The following is a 17,101-nucleotide window of genomic DNA, read 5'->3' on the forward strand; positions in this document are numbered from 1 at the left end:
ACATCCACAAGGATTAGTGACATGAATCGCGTCTACCGTCTGGTCTTCAACCGCGCACTGCGCGTCTGGCAAGTGGCCTCGGAGCTGGTAAGTGCTCCAGGCGGCAGTACAGGTGCCAGCGGTTCCCGCGCGCACTCCGCCACCATCGCGCCGCTGTGCTTGGCCATGCTCTGCGCGCTCGGCTTTGTCAGCTTGGTCGACGCCGCGCAGGCACAGTCGGCTGGGCGCATCGTCGGCGATCCCGCTGCGCCCGGAAGCGAGCGCCCAACGGTCATGACCGCGCCCAACGGGGTGCCGTTGGTCAACATCACCACACCCTCCGCCGCAGGCGTGTCGCGCAACCGCTACTCGCAATTCGACGTGGGCCGCGAAGGGGCGATTCTCAACAACGCCCGCAGTCAAACCCAAACCCAATTGGGCGGCTGGGTGCAAGGCAATCCGTGGCTGGCCACCGGCAGCGCCCGGGTCATCCTCAACGAGGTCAATGGGCCGGCCAGTCGACTCAATGGCTATGTCGAAATCGCAGGCCAGCGTGCCGAGGTCGTCATCGCCAATCCTGCCGGCATCCAGGTCGATGGCGGCGGATTTCTCAACGCCAGCCGGGTGACGCTGACCACCGGCACGCCGATCCTGTCCAATGGCGCGTTGGAAGGGTATCGGGTCAATGGCGGCGCTATCCAGGTTGCTGGTGCTGGCCTGGATACCAGCGGCGCGGACTACACCGACCTGATCACCCGCTCGCTGCAGGTCAATGCCGGCATCTGGGCCAACCAGCTGCAGGCAAGTCTGGGCAACACAGTGGTCAGTGCAGACCATGCCCGTGTCACGCCACAGGCGGCCAGCGGCCAGGCGCCGACGTTCGCGCTCGATGTGGGCGCACTTGGCGGCATGTTCGCCAACAAAATCTGGCTGGTCGGCAACGAGAATGGCGTGGGCGTGCGCAACGCCGGCAACATCGGCGCGCGCGCCGGCGAATTGGTGGTCACCGTCGACGGTCGGCTCGAAAACACCGGCACGCTGCAATCGCAGCAGGACACCCGCGTCGTAGCCAGTGGCGGCATCGCCAATGCCGGCACGCTCAGTGCCACGCGCGAGTTGCGCGTCAGCACCGCGGCGGACTTGGACAACCGCGGCGGCACGTTGGATGCGCAGCGGCTTCAGATCGACGCAGCCAGCCTGCGCAACCAGGGCGGCGCGCTGACGCAGACCGGCATGCAAGCGCTCGAGCTCACTGCCGGCAGCGCCAGCAACCGTACCGGCGGCAGCATCGGTGCACTCGCCACCGCGCCCTCGCGCGATGGCGGCAGTCCGGCTCCGGGGGGCGGCAGCACGGGCACCGACACACAACGACGCCGGCACCGGCACCAACGGCGGAAGCAGTCCAGCGCCGACCACGGGCGGCCAGAGCCCGGTGGCGACGGCGCCGCTGGCCACCGGCACGCTGCACATCGCTGGTCTGTTGGACAACGACGGCGGCCGCATCGGCAACGGGGGCGAGGTGCGCCTGGCAGCGGCCGATGGCCTGGACAACAGTGCGGGCCAGTTGGGCGTGGCGGCACTGCAGGTGCGTGGCGATCTGCACAACAGCACAGGAACGCTGGAGGTGCAGGGCGATGCCGATCTGCACCTGGGCGCGCTGGTCAACGACCAGGGCCGCTTCAGCGTCGCCAACGCGCTCGACCTGCAGGCGCAATCGCTGAGCAACCGCGCCGGCGACCTGCGCCATGGCGGCACCGCCGCGACCACCTGGCAAGTGGCGGGACTCTTGGACAACCAGGGCGGCGTGCTGACCAGCAATGCCGCGGCGCTGCAACTGCAGGCGCAGACGGTGGTCAATGCCGACGGCCGCATCGTCCACACCGGCACGCAAGGGCTGACGCTGGCCGCGCAAACCTGGTCGGGCGCCGGCGGCAGCATTGTCACTCCGGGGGCACTCACCTGGCAGGCCGGCAGCATCGATCATCGCAATGCCACCCTCACGACCAGCCAGCTGGTGGTGCAGGCCGCGACGCTGGACAACCGCGGCGGCAGCCTGGTGTCGAGCGGAACCCAGGCGGCGAGCGTGCACGTGGACGCAGGTCTGGACAATGGCGCTGGCGGCACGATCGCCAGCAACGGCGCGTTGGACCTCCGCACGGCCACGCTCGGCAATGCCGGTGGCCAGATCCAGCAGGCCGGTCCCGGCTTGCTGCAGATCGTAGCGCAAGCCATCGACGGCAACGGCGGACGCCTGCTCAGCAATGGCGGACTGACGCTCGCCGGCGGACGCATCGACCTGACCGGCGGCACCACTGCCGCCCAGCAGGTGCAGATCCAGGCCGAGAGCCTGACCACTGCCGGTGGTAGCGTGAGCTCGCTCGGCGATCAGGCCCTGCAACTGACGGTGCGCCAGGGCCTGGACAATCAAGCCGGTCACCTGGCGAGCAACGCCGGCCTGGCCATCGCCGCCGGTGCGCTGAGCAACCAGGGGGGCGCGATCGCCGCCGCCGGTACCACCGATGCCACCGTCACGGTAACCGGTCGCCTGGACAACAGCGGCGGCAGCATCGCCGGCAACGGCCGTGTCGCAGTGGATGCCGACACCTTGATCAACCAGCATGGCAGCGTCCTGGCCGCCAATGGCGCGCCGCTGCAACTGCATGCCGCCAGCCTGCTGGACAACAGTGCCGGCGGGCGCCTGGCCAGCAGTGGCGAGTTCGCAGTGCAGGCCGGCACGCTCGACAACCGTGGCGGCGCGATCGAGCACGCTGGCAATGGCACCTTGGCGGTGAGCGCCGATACCCTGCAAGGGGCCGGCGGCGGCTTGCTCAGCCTCGGCAGCTTGCAACTGCGCGGCGGCGCGCTCGATCTCGGGACCGGCAGCACGACCCAGGCCGACCGCATCGACATCGCGGCCGCCAGCCTGCGCACCGCCGGTGGTCATCTCAGTGCGACCGGCAGCGGCCCGCTGCAGTTGCACCTGAGCGACACGCTCGACAATCGCGCCGGCAGCATCGCCAGCAATGGCGCCCTGGACCTGCAGGCAGCCACGCTGCTCAACAGCGACGGCACGCTCAGCGGCGCCGGCAGCGCCGACGGCCGCATCGCCGTCAGCGGGCAATTGGACAACACCCGTGGCCGCATCGCCGCCAACGGCGCCACCTTGCAGATCGCTGCCGACCAGCTGGTCAATGCACAAGGCACGCTCAGCCACGCCGGCAGCGCCGGCCTGGTGATCGATAGCCGCCGCGTGGACGGCAGCCAGGGCAGCATCCTCAGCAGCGGCATGCTGTCGTTGACCGCCGCCACGGTCGACCATCGCGGCGCCACCATCGGTGCCGACCACATCGCGCTCGACGTCCAGCAGCTCGACAATAGCGGCGGCCGCATCGTCGCCAGCGGCACGGCCGCCAGCAGCCTCCAGGCCGACACGCTGGACAACGCCGGCGGTATCGTCGCCAGCGCTGGCGATCTGACCGTGGGCAGCACGCTGCTCGACAACACCCAGGGCACCATCCAGCACTCCGGCAACGGCCAGTTGCACCTCACGGCGCAGACCCTGCTCGGCAATGCCGGCAAGCTGCTCAGCAACGGCGCACTGACCTTGCATGGGCAGACCACCGATCTGCGCAATGCCACCACCTCGGCAGCTGCGCTCAGCATCGACACTGGCGATCTCACCACCGCTGGCGGCACCCTGGTGGCGACCGGCAGCCAGCTGCTCACGCTCACCGCGCGCGGCACGCTGGACAACAGCGGCGGCAGCATCGGGGGCAATGGCGTGCTCGCGCTCAGCGCGCAGACGCTACGCAATACCCAGGGCACGCTGCAGGTCGCCGGCACCGGCGCCTCCACCGTGGACGTCGCCCAGGCGCTGCAAAACCAGCAAGGCAAGCTGCTGCTCGGCGGCAGCGGTCGTATCGCCGCCGCCAGCATCGACAACCAGGGCGGCACCCTGTACGCGGCCGGCACGGCCTTGCAGCTGCAGGTCGCCGGCCTGCTGGACAACCACGCCGCCGGCACTGTCTCCAGCGCCGGGCAGTTGACCGTGGGCAGTGGATCGCTCGACAACAGCGCCGGCACGGTGGTGGCCGGCACCGATTTGACCGTGAGCACGACAGCGGCCATCGGCAACGATGCGGGCGCGCTGCAGGCAGGCGGCAGCGTGCAGCTGCAGAGTGCCGGGTTGTCCAACCGCGCCGGCAGCGTGATCGGCGGGCAGGTGGTCGTGGACACCCGCGGCCAGACGCTGGACAACAGTGCCGGCACCATCGGCAGCAAGCTGGGCACGCTGCAACTGCGCAGCGGCACGTTGGCCAATGCGGGCGGGCGCCTGCAGTCGCAGACCGATCTGACCCTGCAGAGCAACGGCGCGGCCATCGTCAACAGCAATTCCGGTAGCACTGGCGGCATCCTGGCCGGCGCTGCACTGCAGATCGACGGCGGCGCGCTGGACAACCGCAACGGCGCGATCGTCGCGCAAGGCCAGGCCCGGCTCGGCCTGGCCAGTGTCGACAACAGCAGCGCTGGCGTGCTTAGTGCAGCGGGTAACTTCACCCTGACCGCGGCCACGCTCGACAACACCAGCGGTCGCGTGCAGGGCGGGCAGAACCTCACCCTGCAACTCAGCGGCGCGCTCGGCAACCAGGCGGGCTTGGTCACCACGCGTAACCTGCTGACGCTCAACGCGGCCACTGTCGACAACCGCAACACCCGCGGCAATGCGCTGCAAGGCCTGCAGGCCGGGCAGCTGCAATTGCAGGCGCAGGCGCTGGACAACCGCCAGGGGCAGGTGATCAGCGACGGTGCCGGCACGGTGCAGCTGAGCGCCGCGCTGGACAACACGGGCGGTCAGATTTCCAGCGGCAGCAGCCTGGAGATGCGTGCCGATGCGGTCACCAATACCGCGGGGTTGTTGCGTTCGGATGGCAATCAACGGCTGGACGCACGCGCGCTCAGCGGCGATGGCCAACTGCAGTCGCAGGGCGATCTCAGCCTCACCCTGCGCGAGGGCCTGACCAATACCAGCGAGCTGTCGGCCAATGGCACCCTGTCCATCCACACCGATGGCGATCTCGCCAACCAGGGCGTGCTGCGGGCCGGCAATCTCGAGGTGGCAGCGCGCACCATCGACAACGCCGCCAACGGCCAGATCACCAGCCAGGGGCTCACCCACCTCGTCAGCAACGGCCAGTTGGTCAACCGTGGCCTGATCGATGGCGGCGTGACCCATCTGCAGGCGGCTACGCTGGACAACCTGGGCACCGGGCGCATCTATGGCGACCAGGTCGCCATCGCCGCAGGCAACGTGCTCAACCACGCCGAGACCGTGGGCGGCGCGACGCGCGTGGGCACCATCGCCGCACGCCAGCGGCTGGACCTGGGCGTGGGGCAGCTGACCAACAGCGACCGCGGCTTGATCTACAGCGATGGCGATGCCGCCATCGGCGGTGCACTGGACGGCAATCGCCACGCTACCGGCGCCGCCGGGCAGGTGGACAACCTCGGTTCCACCATCGACGTGGCCGGCAATCTCGATCTGCAGGCGGGAGTCGTCAACAACATTCGCCAGAACGTGGTGGTCACCCAGACCACCACCACGCGGGCACCGGTGCGGCTGGATCAGCCGAGCTGGCGCAACAATGGCAAAAATGGCAACGCGCCGCTGCGCACCACCAGCCTCTACAGCGCGTACGAGATCTACTATCTCAACCCGCAGGACATCCTTGAGGACACGCCTTACATCACCCCGGATGGGTATCAGGTGCGACGCGCAGTCATCCGCGTCAACCCGCAGACCAGCGCGTATTTCTTCGCGCGCGGCGCGCTGTACCGGGCGACCGGCGAGCGCTCGCGGCTGGACCCACGCACCGGAACGGTGACGCTCTACTACTTCACCCGCGATGACAACAATACCAATCCGGATCAGGTGAGCAGCGGCGCCAGCGATCCCTTTGCCGGGATGACCACCGACGAATCGGGCGCACCCGCATTCCACTACGCCAGCGACACGTTGCGGTATTCCAACGCTTATGGCACCTGCACGACCAACTGCGTGCGCTTGATTGCGCAATACGCCTACACCGATCCGGATCACATTCTGGTGAATCCGCAAGGCACCGGCCCGCTCAAGCTGGAGTACAACGAGCAATACCGAACCGCCACCCAAACCGTGGTCGAAGACGTGCTGCAACCCGGTGCCGGCCCGGATGCGGTGATCCGCGCCGGTGGCAGCATGCGCATCGGCGCCAATGCGCTGCGCAACGAGTACGCCAGCATTGCAGCCGGCGGCAATCTGGCCATCGTCGGCCTGGGCGGCAATCCCAAGGCCAGCGTGACCAATCTGGCGTACACGCTGTACCGCACCCACAGTTTCAGCAACGTCACCACCGCCTACAACGGCACCACCCGCAGCTGGAGCAATCCGTCCATCTCCGAGCAGGTCGGGCAGGTCGGCGGGTCCATCGTCAGCGGCGGGACGTTGACCATCGATGTCGGCGATCTGAGCAACCTCAATCAGGGGCGCGACGCGCCCAACGTGCGCGATGGCGCGGCAATGGCCAACCTCAACGTGCGTGGCGCGCAGGCAGGGCCCACCGGCGCAAGCGCCAGCGTCCGTGGCCCGATCAGTGTCGCCAGCCGTGGCATGGGGCGCATCACCACCACAGTGGCGCAGGCCGACAGCGGCAACGCCAGCAACAATGTCGGCACCATCGGCAGCGCGGCCACCGCCACCGGCCCGCGGGTGGTCAACGCCGCCGGCGGCTCGCCGGACCGCATCGTCATGGGCACGCCCGATACGCGCGCCCCCACCGGCAGTCTGTTTACGGTCAGGCCGTCTGGCAGCCACTATCTGGTCGAAACCGACCCGCAGTTCACCGACTACCGCAGCTGGCTGGGCTCGGACTATCTGCTCAATCAGATGGGCTATTCCGCCGACACCCTGCAAAAGCGTCTGGGTGATGGCTACTACGAGCAGAAGCTGGTGCGCGAGCAGATCGGCCAGCTCACCGGCCGGCGGTTTCTCGATGGCTACAAGAGCGACGAAGCCCAGTACCAGGCATTGCTGGATGCCGGCGCCACCATCGGCAAGGCCTGGCATCTACGCCCCGGCGTTGCACTGACCGAGGCGCAGATGGCGCAGCTCACCAGCGACATCGTCTGGCTGGTGGAGCAGACCGTCACCCTGCCTGACGGCACCACCACCACCGCGCTGGTGCCGCAGGTCTATCTGCGTCTGCGTCCCGGCGATCTTGACGCTGGCGGCGCACTGTTGGCCGGCGCCAATGTCGATGTCACCCTGGCCGGTGGCCTGAAGAACACCGGCACCATCGCCGGACGCCAGCTGGTGTCCATCGACGCCGGCCGTATCGAGCACCTGGGCGGCAGCATCAGCGGCAACCAAGTGGGGCTGCGCTCGGCCAGCGACATCCGCATCGAAGGCGCCAGCGTCACCGCCGTGGATGCGCTGAGCGTGCAGGCGGTCGGCGATGTCACGGTGGCCTCCACCGTGGAAACCCTCCAGGGCGGCGGCTACCACCAGTACAGCACCACCCAGCTCGAGCGTGTGGCCGGCCTGTACGTCACCGGCGCCACCGGCAGCGGCGTGTTGTCGGTGGTGGCTGGTCGCGACGTCAACTTGCAGGCCGCGCAGATTCGTAACGCCGGCACCGACGGCGTCACCCAACTGTTGGCAGGCAACAACCTCAACCTCAGCACGCAGACGCTCTCGCACACGACCGACACCACCGCCAACGGCCGCAACTTCCAGCGCAGCAGCCAGACCACCCACCTCGGCACCACCGTGCAGGGCGCGGGTAGCGTGGTGCTGGCTGCGGGCAACGACCTCACTCTGACCGCCGCGCAGGTCGGCGCCGGCAAGACCCTGGCCCTGCAGGCCGGGCGCGACATCAACAGCCAGGCTGCAGTGGACAGCAGCTCGCACGACCGCAGCACCGTCACCAAGAGCAACTCGCTGGCCACCTCCAGCGACGACGAAAGCGTGCGTGGCACCCAGCTAGGCGCAGGCGACACCATCGTGATGCAAGCCGGCCGCGACCTTACGCTGGCCTCGACTGCAGTCGCCAGCCAGAGCGGCGGCATCGCCCTGGCCGCCGGCAACGACATCAAGTTGCTGGCTACGCAGCAGCAGCATGATGCGGTGGTGGATAAGGAAACGCGCAAGAAGAGCACCTTCTCCAACGAAAAGACCACCACCCATGACGAGTGGCACGACAGTCTTGCGGTGGGCTCATCGCTCAGCGGCAAGTCCGTCAACATGGTGGCCGGCAACGACCTTACGGTGGTGGGTTCGACCGTGCTCGCGCAGGACAACGTGCGCCTGGCCGCAGGCAACAACGTCACCATTGAGTCGGCGCAGGACACCAGCAGCGAAGCGCACAGTGTCCGCCAGAAGAAGTCCGGCCTGAACGGTAGCACTGGCGGCGGCGTGGCGAGCGTGGGCTACGCGAAGTCCAGTAGCGATAGCCAGGACGCCACCCAGTCGGTCACCCAGGTCGCATCCTCGGTAGGATCGAAAGACGGCAATCTGGTCATCAGTGCTGGCAATCAGTTGACCATTGCCGGCTCCGATCTCGGCGCTGGCAAGGACCTGACCTTGGCGGCCAAGGACATTGCCTTGCTGGCGCGACAGGACACGGTCGACCATCAGTCCAGCCAGTCGAGCAAATCGAGCGGCTTCTCGGTCGGGGTGACCTACGACCCGGGTGCGTCGTACCGCAGCGCACGCGATTCCACCACCAAGAACATGGTCGATACCGGCTCGACCATGAGCAAGATGAGCCGCGATGCCGAGGGCGCAGCCGCCGGCACCATGGCCGCCATCACCCCGGTAGTGATCCAGGCCAGCAGCCATCGCTCCAACGCCTCGCAAACCGAGAGCAAGAGCGATGCGCGCGTCAGCCAGCTGGCAGCCGGTGGCAACCTGACCCTGCTGGCCAGCGACGGCTCGATCACAAGCCAGGGCGCGCAACTGTCGGCCGAAGGCAATGCCGTGCTGCTGGCCAGCAAGGACATCATGTTCGATATCGCGCACAACACCCAATCCAGCGGCAATGCCAGCACCGGCAAGGGCTGGGGCTTCAACAACGCGGCCGGCCTGCCCTATGGCAACTACAACCAGCAAGGCACCGGCAACGGCCAGACCGACACCATCACCGGCACCCAGTTGTCGGTCGGCGGCAACGCCAGCCTCACCACCACGCAAGGCGACATCACGCTGACCGCAAGCAACATCGCAGCCCAAGGCAATGTCAGCATGCGCGCGGCAGGCGATCTGACCATCCAGAGCGGCCAGGACATCCTCGGCAATGCCAACCAGTCCACCAGCAAGGGCATCGGCACGGTGGTCATCTCCGACACCGAGCGCTTTGCCGGGTACAACAAAAAGAACCACACCGACGACAACGCCCAAATCTCGCAGGTGGCCAGCAACGTCGGCAGTCTGGGCGGCAATGTCAGCCTGACCGCAGGTGGCATGTACACCCAGTCGGCCAGCAACGTGGTCGCGGCCAAGGACGTGGACATCACCGCGGCCTCGATCCAGCTGCTGACCGCCAACACCACCAGCTCCGCTTCGCAGCAGGACGACGACCTGAAGATCGGCGCGTTCGCGCGCATCAAATCCCCGCTGATCGATCTGATCAACAACGTGGACGATGCGCGCAAGTCCGATGGGCGGTTGGGCGCGATGCAGGGGATGGCGGCAGCGGCGAATGCGTATCAATCGGCTAGCGCGATCAGCAGCATGGCCGGTGGCGCGGGTAGCGGCTCTTTACTCAGCGTCGAAGCCGGCGTGGGCTTCGCCACCAACGAGAGCAGCTTCAATAGCAGCAGCCAGATTTCGCAAGGTTCGACCATCACCGGTGGTGGCAATGTGCGCCTGAAGACCACCGAAGGCGACCTGCACATCGTGCAGGGCAACCTCAAGGCCGGCGACACGCTGAGCCTGGATTCGGCACGCGACCTGATCGTTGAAGCGGGCAACTCCAGCAACACCGAGCAGAGCAAGGGCAGCAATGCCGGGTTTGAGGTGGGTGTCGGCGCATCGGTCGGCGCGCAGACCGGCGTGTATGCCTACGTGCAGGCCAGTGCCGGCAGCCACAAGTCGAACGTGGACGGCAGCACCTGGCAGAACACACAGCTCGCCGGGCAGAACATCGTGCTCAAGTCGGAGGGCGACACCACCTTGCGCGGCGCGGTGGTCAAGGGCGACCGAATCGATGTGCAAGCCGGTGGCGACCTGACCATCGAATCGCTGCAGGACAAGCTGGACATCCAATCCAAGGAAAGCAGCGTTGGTGGACGCGTACAGATCTCGGCGGGTACTGCGTGGGATGCCAGCGGGTACGCAAGCGGCGCCAAGGCCAATGGCAACTACCTCGGTGTCGTTGAGCAGTCTGGCCTGTTTGCAGGCAATGGCGGTTACCACGTTACCGCCGGCAATGTGAACCTGATCGGCGGTGCCGTCGCCAGCACCAACGCCGGTGCGAGCGAGCTGACCGCCGACTCGCTGACGTTTACCGATCTGAAGAATCGGATGGACTACAGCACCGTGTCGGCGGCGATCAGCGGTGGTATCGGAAGTACGGGCGAAGGCGCGACCGATGCCGACGGGAATCCCACACAGCCGAGCGTCGGCGATCAATTCAAGAATATCGGCAGCAACATCGTCAACGGCAACTACGGTGCGGCGAACTACAGCAGTTTCAACCCCGGCATTCCGGTAATGCAGAGCGGCAGCGACACCACGCTGACACGCGCCACCCTGACCGAGGGCAACATCAAGATCGGTGGCAAGACCACCACGGCCGCAGCACTCGGTATCAACACCGATGCCAGTGCGGCACATGAAGCAGTAGCGGCCCTGCCGGACGTGCGCAAGATCCTGGGCGAGCAGCAGGCGATGGCGGCGGCGACCGGGACGGTGATGACTACCGCCAAGCAGATTGGCGATGACATTGCGGCCAGTGCGGAGAGGAAAGTCAAGGAGGCGGAGGCACAGTACAAAGGAAGCTTGAGTTCCGAAGAGGCGGACCGGTTTGCAGGCTTAAGCACTGCTGACAAACAGCGGGAAATGCTGCAGAACAGTCCCGACTACAGCGCAGCCTACACCTCGCAACAACAATGGGGCATCGGCGGCGACTACAGTCGGGCGTTGCAGGCGGTGACGACGGTCGTGGTGGGCGGCGTGTCAGGCCAAGGCGCCGGCCAGGTCGCCACCAATGCATTGGCACCGTATGCCGCGCAGCTGATTGGCAAGACCTTTGACCCAAACCACGGCAGCAATCCAAACGCCGCATTGCAGCTGTTGTCGCATGCGGTGCTCGGCGCAGTCATTGCTGAAGTAAACGGCGCGTCCATCGGCAGCGGCGCACTGGCAGGCGCCAGTGGCGAACTAGCTGCGCAATACTTGACCAAAACGCTCTACGGCGACGATCCGCGTGCCATTGATCCGGTGACAGGGAAGTTCAATCCGAACCTGCTGCCGGAACAGGACAAGCAGATGATCGTGGCGTTGTCGCAGGCGGTTGGTGCGATTGCGGGTGGGATGGCGGGTGGTAGCTTGCAAGACGCAGCGATAGGCGCCCAAGTGGCAGGCAACGCAATAACAAACAACACCCTGCTAAGCGTGGACGAAGTTGCTCGTATCAAAGAAATGGCGAACGGCGATCCGGAAGCAGAAAAGCGCCTGCTGGCGGCCGCTTGCTCCAAAAAGAAGTGCGCCAATGGTCTGAATAGCAACGACCCGTATTATGCGATTTGGTCTGCTTTGCAGACTGAAGGCGACAAGCCGGAATATCAGGGCGAGAAAGACTGGCTAAGTTGGCAGTCTCAAAAAATAAACTACCCTTCGGGCTCTGTGACAGACGCTCTAAGCGGAGTTAGACAAGAAGCAAACGTACCGCTTTTTAACTATACCCCTTTTGACGCGCTTGCAGACTGGTCCTCTAGGAATAATGTAGGAACTCGTACCCTGGGTGGACTGCAAATGTTCGGAGGCGCTGCTGAGGTCGCAGGTGCTTTCGTTGCCGCTCCGATCTGCACGACTGGATTTGGCTGCTTTGCAGTTGGCTACGTAGGATTTTCCGGCGCCGACAACGCCATTAGCGGCTCAAGGACCCTCTTTGGAGGAGTCTCGACTCCGACCTTGGGCGGTCGTGCGCTTCAGATGCTCGGGCTTTCGGAAAATACAGCTGAACTTGTCTATGGGCTTACGCAACTCGGAGCTGGAGTAAAGGTAGGGAGCGGAGGTGCGAAGTTAACGGGGGATTACTCCCCTGGAAAGATTCTCGGGACTGAAGGGGAGTCTGCACCTGGTAAGGTATACCCCGGTGGTTCGGTTAACGGAGCAGATAATGCACTTGGCCCTCCGGCATCCATTCCATATCAACCAAAAGGAGCGATCATATTGCAAGGTAATGCACCCGTATGCGGCCCAGCTTGCGCTGCTATGACGATAAGTGATGAAACAGGTAATTCTGTTAGCCTCGAAAGTGCGATTGGTCGTTTTGAGAATGGAATTCGTAGCAGCGGGGTCAATTCCGAAGAAATATCAAAAGTTTTAAACAATTCGGGAATCAAAAATAGCGTCAATGCAAATATGTTTCCAGCGCAGCTAGATCAAGCCCTAGAAAAGGGTAAGAGTGTTATAGTAAACATCCCCGTTGCACCCGGCCAGGGCCACTTCGTTATATTTGATAAAATTGAAGATGTTGATGGAGTGAAATACTACATGACTCGCGACCCATTTAAGGGCCCTAGAGGCGTTAGAAAAGATTTATTGGAAAATGTAATGAAGCTAGGTGCAAACTCAATTGTAGTTGGAGACTAAGTAATGAATATTCTAGACTATTTATATCTTGAATGTTGGGTGACGGCAGTTAATTGTAAACTTTATTTAGTGCGCGAGGACTACTACTGCCAAAATGCCTCCAGCCATATTGCCGAAGTCTCTAGGCCTGAAATAATTTTTTCTATAATGGATAAAATTCTTCTTCTTGGTGGCGGTCGTAGTGGAATATTTCATAGGGCAAAAGCTGAAGGCTTATTGACGAATGCGAGCCTAAAAACGCTCAAGCTCACAGCATTGTCCGTGAGGGAAAGAAACGGGAATTTCATAAAAATAAACGTGGACGAGGAATACTTAAAAAGATATAAAACTAGATATCTCGAATTTTTAAAAAAATCTTCTGGAATTGAATCCGATGATTGGCTGGATTATGTTTAGAGCTAACCCGAGGAAAGCCGGATGATTAAAGGAGGACTTGCTATATCCTCGCAACCGAATTTGGCAATATAAATTGCTTGACGCAATGCATGCGTAGCGTTATGACTGTTAAGTTAATCTGGGTCTTTTTCACCCATGACTAGCTTGCTGGTGCACATGCAAATATGCCGCTTGCACCAATGGAAAAATTTTTGATTTCCTAGTTTATGCCTGTGCAGCCATGAATATATTGGTGCCGGCAAGACCCTGGCCCTGCAGGCCGGGCGCGACATCAACAGCCAGGCTGCAGTGGACAGCAGCTCGCACGACCGCAGCACCGTCACCAAGAGCAACTCGCTGGCCACCTCCAGCGACGACGAAAGCGTGCGTGGCACCCAGCTAGGCGCAGGCGACACCATCGTGATGCAAGCCGGCCGCGACCTTACGCTGGCCTCGACTGCAGTCGCCAGCCAGAGCGGCGGCATCGCCCTGGCCGCCGGCAACGACATCAAGTTGCTGGCTACGCAGCAGCAGCATGATGCGGTGGTGGATAAGGAAACCCGCAAGAAGACTGCGCTGTCCAGCAAGACCGTCACCACGCATGACGAAACCCACGACAGCCTGGCGATGACCAGCTCGCTCAGCGGCGAGCAGATCTCCATTGCGGCAGGCAACGATCTGCTCTCGCAAGGCACGCAGATCGTCGGCACCGGCGATGTAGTGCTCGCGGCCGGCAACAACCTGACCCTTGAAACCGCGCAGAGCACGCACAGCGAGGCGCACGACAAGAAGACCGTCAAAACCGGCCTGTTCGGTAGCGGTGGGATTGGTTTCACCATCGGCAAGCAGACGGTCAAGACCGAGGCCGACATCGCCGATGTGAGCCACACCGGCACCACGGTCGGCAGCCTGGAGGGCAACGTCACCCTGGTCGCCGGCAACACACTGGCGATCACAGGGAGCGATGTGATGGCGCTGCAGGGCGACATCACCGCCAAGGCCAAGGACATCGCCGTTACCGAGGTGCATGACACCTCAAGCAGCGAGCAGCGCACCGCGTTCAAGCAGGGCGGCTTGTCGGTGACGTTGAGCGCAGCCGCGCTGAATCTGGCCCAGGCAGCAATGAGCAGTGCCGACGCCGGCAAGAAAGCCGAAGGCGACTCGCGCATGCAGGCTTTGGCCGGTGCATCTGCGGCCTACAGCGCCTATGGTGCGGGCCAGGCCGCCAGCAATGTCATGAACGCCGACACCGCCAAGGGCGCAGCCCAGGCGGCCAATGTCAGCATCTCGGTCACCGTGGGCGGCAGCCAGAGCGAGAGCGAGACCAAGCAGCGTAGCTCCACCTCCAAGGGCTCCACCCTGCAGGCCGGTGGCAACGTCAACCTGATCGCCACCGGTGGCGGCGAAGACAGCAACATCCTGGTGCGCGGCAGCGACATCAAGGCCGGCAACAACCTGCTGTTGGCTGCGGACAACAACATCACGTTGGAAGCGGCCCAGGACAGCTTCGAACAACACAGCACCAGCAAGAGCAAGAGTGCAGCGATCGGCGTGGCGGTGACCTATGGTGCGGACGGCTTTGCTGCCGGCATCACCGCCAGCGCCAGCAGCTCGCGTGGCAAGGCGGACGGCGAAGACGTTACCCAGCGCAACAGCCACCTGTCGGCAGGCAAGACCGCAACGATCATCAGCGGCAACGACACCACGCTGAAGGGTGCAGTGCTCTCCGCCGACACGGTGCTGGCCGACATCGGCGGCGATCTCAACATCGAGAGCCTGCAGGACACCAGCACCTACGCCAGCAAGGACAAGGCGGTGGGTGGCAGCGTGACCTTCGGGGTGGGCTTCAGTGCCAGTGCCAGCTACAGCAGCAACAAGGTCAACGGCGACTTCGCCAGCGTCACCGAGCAGAGCGGCATCCAGGCCGGCAATGGCGGCTTCGATATCCGCGTGGGCGGCAACACCGACCTGAAGGGCGGCGTGATCGCCAGCACACAGGCGGCCGTGGATGCCGGTACCAATCGTCTGCAAACCGGCACGCTGACGGTGAGCGACATCACCAACACCAGCAGCTATGAGGCCAAGGGCATCAGCCTCTCGGGCGGCTACGCCGCTGGAGGCAGCGATGGCAAGGAAGGCGGCGCGAAAGCCGAGACCCAGACGCCACCGACCACCAACAATGGCAGCAGCTGGTCCTGGCAAAACCAGGGCAGCGGTGCGCAGGGTGCGGCAGCCGGTTATTCCAGCAAGAGCGGCAGCGACACCTCGCTGACCACCAGCGGCATCAGCGGCGGCACGTTGGTCATCACCGACCAGGCCGGCCAACAGGCCAAGACCGGCCAAAGCGTCAGCGATGTGCTGGCTGCACTAAACCGCGATGTGCTCACCGGCGACAGCGCCAATGGCTTGGTCAAGGCCTGGGATGGGCAGAAGTTGCAGCAGCAGGTCAGTGCTGGGGCCGAGATCACGGCGACGTTTGGGCAGCAGGCGAGTAAGGTCGTGGGTGATTACGCCACCACCAAGGCCAATCAATTGCGCCTGCAAGGCAACGAGGAAGAAGCTGCCAAGTGGGATGAAGGCGGCGAATATCGCGTGGCTGCGCACACCGCGATGGGGCTGCTAGGCGGTGGAGCGCAAGGCGCACTAGGTTCGGCAACAGCTGCTACAGCGGCACCGATCTTGAACGAGCTCACGAAGAATTTGCCTGACGGCGTGCGGGAGGCTGTGGGTGCTGGCATTGCGGCTGGGCTAGGCGCGGCGGTGGGTGGCTCAGCGGGTGCAGCCACTGCGTTCAATGAGGACGCAAATAATCGCCTGCTGCACCCGAAAGAAGCGGAATCACTTAATAAGTTCTCAGAGGCATTTGCCCGCTATCTAAATGATGGGGAGGAGCCCACGCCAGATCAGATTGAGGAAGCGAAGAGACGCCTCACTGAGCGTGCGCTTTACCAGATAGACAGCTCATTTTCGAAAAATGAGTCTGCTAAGAACGACAATCAAGCAGCCGGCTTTCTCAGCGGTCTCTCCAACAGATTCGGGCCAACTGCCGGGGACGTTGGGGGCGGCACCCTATTTGACGCGCGTGGCACTGCTGCATATCACAATCACATCATCAATAGCCAGTATATTCTAGATAACTTCAGTGCGTATAATAATATAGATACGAGGAATATAAACCGAACGCCCGCAGGATACTCAGGGGCCTATCTAGCCTATGCGGCGGCTACGAACGACCCGGGCTGGGCGACGGCCGGAACGACGCTTGAACAGGCAAAAAACTTAGCCGATATAGGCAATGTCTTGAAAGGTTGGGCAAATAGTGGCCTTGAAATACAGTCAGTTGCTTCGTCCAAGTATGGATTAATGCTTGGCCTTAATTCAGGAAATAAGCTTAGCGATCCTTCTATAAAGGACTGGTTTGTTTTTGAATTATTAAAAGATACGGTAGAGGGGCCTGTTGGACTGGGAGATAGCGGCACTGCATCAAATGGCCATAAGGATTTACCTGTTGAATCACGCAATGAAACAGGACGCTCAGTAAACCGCACATCGGGAAATAGCAATGAATCAGCAAACCCACCGCCTACTGATGCGGGAGTTGTAGAATTCCCTAGCAATGATGCCCAGGTTAAGCATATATTTAGATCTAAACCAGGCCATCTAGCTGATAGCCCGGAATCGAGAGAGCTTCTTATAGGTGTAGCACAGGATTCGAATAACAAGCTTGGTGTCGACGCATTTGGCGCTCAGTGGTTTGCAAAAAACCAAGTCGATGGAACACAAGTTTGGGTCACAGTCAGAAATGGAATTATTCAGAATGCGGGTGTAAATAAGGTGCCAAGAACATTTGATGCACGAACAGGATTATCCAAACCTACCAAATAATGGAAATTC

General features: G+C 63.1%; 2 protein-coding genes and 1 pseudogene. All 3 read left to right on the forward strand.

What is annotated here, in order from left to right:
* Positions 1-21: 21 nt before the first annotated feature.
* The 3 genes and pseudogenes from M0D43_RS10620 (at position 22) to M0D43_RS10630 (ending at position 17,092) form a co-directional block, all read left to right on the forward strand.
* Positions 22-12,832 (forward strand): annotated as a pseudogene (locus M0D43_RS10620) (hemagglutinin repeat-containing protein).
* Positions 12,833-12,835: 3 nt separating this feature from the next.
* Positions 12,836-13,228 (forward strand): hypothetical protein, encoded by a 393-nt coding sequence (locus tag M0D43_RS10625; RefSeq protein WP_252164590.1) that lies wholly within the window; start codon positions 12,836-12,838, stop codon positions 13,226-13,228.
* 288 nt (positions 13,229-13,516) lie between these two features.
* Positions 13,517-17,092 carry a hemagglutinin repeat-containing protein gene (locus tag M0D43_RS10630; protein ID WP_260808197.1) on the forward strand — a complete coding sequence of 1,192 codons (3,576 nt, stop codon included), beginning with the start codon at positions 13,517-13,519 and terminating at the stop codon, positions 17,090-17,092.
* The last annotated feature ends 9 nt before the right edge of the window (positions 17,093-17,101 follow it).

Source organism: Xanthomonas prunicola (assembly GCF_025266575.1).
GTDB lineage: Bacteria > Pseudomonadota > Gammaproteobacteria > Xanthomonadales > Xanthomonadaceae > Xanthomonas > Xanthomonas prunicola.